3 protein-coding genes and 2 pseudogenes are annotated in these 3,641 nt (G+C 62.7%); 3 read left to right on the top strand and 2 right to left on the bottom strand.

The window, feature by feature from the left end; all coding sequences use genetic code 11:
• Positions 1 to 273: 273 nt before the first annotated feature.
• The 3 genes from ACP5M5_RS14475 to ACP5M5_RS14465 are packed head-to-tail and all read left to right on the top strand — an operon-like array spanning position 274 to position 2,900.
• Positions 274 to 1,023 (top strand): IclR family transcriptional regulator, encoded by a 750-nt coding sequence (locus ACP5M5_RS14475; protein WP_427938523.1) that lies wholly within the window; start codon positions 274 to 276, stop codon positions 1,021 to 1,023.
• A 24-nt stretch (positions 1,024 to 1,047) separates the two neighbouring features.
• Complete coding sequence (locus tag ACP5M5_RS14470; protein WP_427938521.1) at positions 1,048 to 2,604, top strand: acyl-CoA carboxylase subunit beta; 1,557 nt, start codon at positions 1,048 to 1,050, stop codon at positions 2,602 to 2,604.
• A gap of 47 nt (positions 2,605 to 2,651) precedes the next feature.
• Complete coding sequence (locus ACP5M5_RS14465) at positions 2,652 to 2,900, top strand: acetyl-CoA carboxylase biotin carboxyl carrier protein subunit (RefSeq protein ID WP_427938519.1); 249 nt, start codon at positions 2,652 to 2,654, stop codon at positions 2,898 to 2,900.
• 244 nt (positions 2,901 to 3,144) lie between these two features.
• Here ACP5M5_RS14465 and ACP5M5_RS14460 read toward each other — a convergent pair.
• Both ACP5M5_RS14460 and ACP5M5_RS14455 read right to left on the bottom strand, forming a co-directional pair.
• Positions 3,145 to 3,285: pseudogene (locus ACP5M5_RS14460) on the bottom strand (IS5/IS1182 family transposase); the annotation flags it as partial.
• A gap of 18 nt (positions 3,286 to 3,303) precedes the next feature.
• A pseudogene (locus ACP5M5_RS14455) lies at positions 3,304 to 3,641 on the bottom strand (hypothetical protein); the annotation flags it as partial.

The following is a 3,641-nucleotide window of genomic DNA, read 5'->3' as shown; positions in this document are numbered from 1 at the left end:
CAGACTTGTCGTTTTTATCCCTCTTGGCGGCACTTTGGCGCCAAGCAGGTATTTAAAGCTTGTCTTGATGCGAAGGATAAACCTAAAATCCACGAACAACAAGCAGAATTCAATTCCGCAGTGCGGAATTAAAGGAAGTGCGTTTCGTAGATTAAGCGTAGGGAGTGGCGCCGTGCGGCGCATCAGATGAAGCCTCAGTCCTCACGCGTCACATCAACCAGACAATCCCGCGGCAATGGTGGGCCACGGGAAGCGGTCCCCGATCGTGAATTCGTGAACGCCGTGGCGCGCGCGCTTGCCATTTTGCACAGCTTCGACGGCGCCGAGGTGGTGCTCGGCAATCACCAGATCGCGGCACGCACTGGTCTTGCGAAATCCACCGTCGCGCGTCTCACTCATACTTTGCTCCGTACCGGCCATCTCGCGCGAGTGCCCCACGGCGACGGCTATCGTCTCGGTATTGGCACGCTGACATTTGCCAGCACGGCATTGCGAGGTCTGGAGTTGCGCCGGGTTATCCGTGGCTGTCTCGTCGAGATTGCCGCCCTCGTGCCCGGCACGATCGGGCTTGCCGCACGTGATGGGCTGGAGATGGTCTATCTCGACTATGCCCGGGCCGCGCATGTGTTGAGCCTGCATTCCACCATCGGCTCGCGGGTGCCGCTCGCCGAGACTGCCGCCGGGCGCGCCTGGATCATCGCTCAGCCGCGATCCGAGCAAGAAAGCGTGTTGGCGTCGCTCGTGGAACGCGACGCTGCAGCGGCGCGCGCGCTCAGCACTTGGCTTGACGATTATCGGAGTCGCTTCACGCGCGATGGCTACGTCATTTCGTGCGGTGCGTGGAACCCTTACGTCAATGGAGTCGGCGTCCCAGTGTTTTTTCCCACCTATGGGGCAACAATGGTGCTTGTCGCGGGCGTGCTCGCAGCGGAATATGATCGGGAGCGGCTTGACCGCGAAGTGGCGCCGCTACTGCGTGATCTTGCGACCCGGCTCGGCCGTCTTGAAGATCAAGTTAAATGACGTCTGTATAGCGGGAGGTCGGGCATGAATTGGCAGCCGGAACTTGATGAATTGCGCCGGCGCGAGGCGATGGCACAAGCACTGGGCGGCGCGGAAAAGGTCGCGCGTCAGCACCAGGCTGGGCGGCTCGACGTGCGTGCGCGCATTTTACATCTCCTCGATCGCGGAAGTTTTCACGAGATTGGTGCCATCGCCGGTAAGGCGCAGTACGACGACAACAATGATCTTCTGTCCTTCACGCCCTCCAATTGCGTGATGGGCCGCGGCACCGTCGATGGCCGGCCGGTCGTGGTGGTGGGTGATGATTTCACCGTGCGCGGTGGCTCGGCGGATGCCACCATCCGTGAAAAACCCCTGCTTGCCGAACGTATGGCCAGTGAATTTCGCCTGCCGATCCTGCGCATCATTGAGGGTTCGGGCGGCGGTGGCTCGGTCAAGACGATCGAAACCACCGGGCGCGCTAACTTGCCGGGCGGTATCGGCTCAGCACTCGGTTTTTACTATGCTACCGCGAACATGGCGCTGGTGCCGGTAGTGGCGCTTGGACTGGGCTCGGTTGCCGGCCTCGGCGCCGCCAGGCTCGCGGCTAGTCATTATTCGGTCATGACGAAATCGTCGGCAATGTTTGTCGCCGGCCCTCCCGTGGTCGCCCGCCTCGGGCAGGCGCTCGGAAAACAAGAGCTGGGCGGCTGGCAAATCCAAACCCGGAGTGGCGCCGTTGACGATGCCGTCGAGACCGAGGAAGAAGCGTTCGCGCGCGCTCGGCGCTTCCTTTCCTACCTGCCAAGTTCGGTTTTTGAAGTGCCGCCGGTGATGGCCTGCGCCGACGATCCGGCCCGCCGCGACGAGGCCTTGATGGAGGCCATCCCACGCGATCCACGCAAAGTCTACAAAATGCGCCCGATCATCGAAACATTGGTCGATCACGGCAGTTTCTTCGAAACGGGCATGTTCTTCGGCCGTCCAATCATCACCGGACTTGCGCGCTTGCATGGCCGCCCCGTCGCCGTCATGGCAGGCGATCCCTATCATTATGGCGGGTCGTGGACCGCAGAGGCGTGCCAAAAAATCGTCCGCCTCATCGATCTCGCGGAGGTTTTTCATTTGCCGGTCGTACATCTTGTCGATTGCCCCGGCTTCATGATCGGGCTGGAGGCAGAAAAGACGGCGACAATCCGCCATGGCGTGCGCGCGATGGCGGCGATTAACCAATGCAGCGTGCCGTGGTGTAGCGTCATCCTCCGCAATGCCTTTGGTGTCGCAGGCGCCATCCATCAGCCGGCCGGTCGGCTCTCGCTGCGCTACGCCTGGCCTTCCGCGCGCTGGGGATCGCTCCCTCTCGAAGGCGGAATCGAAGCGGCCTACCGCGCCGAGCTTGACGCCGCGCCCGACCCCGAGGCGCGACGCCTCGAGATCGAGACGCGGCTCAACAAGCTGCGTTCGCCCTTCCGCACCGCCGAGAGTTTCTGGGTCGAGGAAATCATCGATCCCCGCGACACACGGCGCTTGCTTTGTGAATTCGCCGGCCTCGCCGGGCCGATTCTGACGCCGGGCCCGACCCATTTCGCCATCCGCCCCTGACCCAATACCCATTCGTCTCACCGATTTTGGCCACAAGGATCTCGATCATGCCGACAAACCTTCCTCCCGGTCAGCTCAAAATTGTCTCGGACCTCAACGCCTCCGTCTGGCGCGTGCTGGTCGCCGAGGGACAGGCTGTCGCGGCGGGAGAGACCTTGCTTCTGCTCGAATCGATGAAAATGGAAATCCCCGTTACCGCACCCGAAGCCGGCACCATCGTCGCCATTCTCGCCGCCGAGGAAACGGTGGTTAACGAGGGCGACCCGCTGATCGTCATGTTAAAAAATGTTGGCTGAGACGGTCTCAAACTTCTGGCCTCCCGCACCTTCGCTGGGTGCCGCTGTCATCCTGTAAGCATCCGCGGAAGGCCGCCTGTTTTTGGGGGATTGGGGTGCTCATAACGGCGCTCTTGTGCGCGTCGCTATGAGCGGGTGTCGGGATGGAGATTATCACGGGTGTGGAGCGCCGGCGTCGCTGGCGGGGTGAGGACAAGCTGCGGATTGTGGCGGAGGCGCAAGCGCCTGACGCAGTTTTTGCCGAGGCGGCGCGGCGGCGCAACTCGCGGCGGATGGTGGGGGTGATGCCGCGCTTTTGGCGGCTGATGAAAACGCGGGTCCGATCAGCATCGTGGCCGCGATAGCCGCAATCGACATAGGCACGGGCGATGGCGGTGCCAGTGATCCGCACATAGAGATGACTTTACTTGACCGGGAACCGCCGCACTTCAGGGTAGAACTGCGGCGCTTCTCTGCGATCGAACATGCCATAGTCACGCGCGACCCGTACCCGGCGCACACGCGCATCGTCGGGGATGGCGCCGCCCCGCTCGCCTGCTTCCGCTGCGGCCGCGTCGCGCCAGGATAGGAGTAGCAGCAGGTCGCCCGGGGTCAGGATAGCGTCGAACACATCCCAATCCACCAGACCGTCCGCGGCCGCGGGGAGGCCGAGACGGGCAGCGACCTCGTCGGCCGGGGCGCTCTCGGGCAGGTTGGATGGGCACTTCGCCTCGACGATGGATATGATTTTGCTTGCGCCTG

This window comes from Acidibrevibacterium sp., from assembly GCF_049965395.1.
Lineage (GTDB): Bacteria > Pseudomonadota > Alphaproteobacteria > Acetobacterales > Acetobacteraceae > Acidibrevibacterium > Acidibrevibacterium fodinaquatile.
This window is presented reverse-complemented; position numbering and strand designations above follow the sequence as displayed.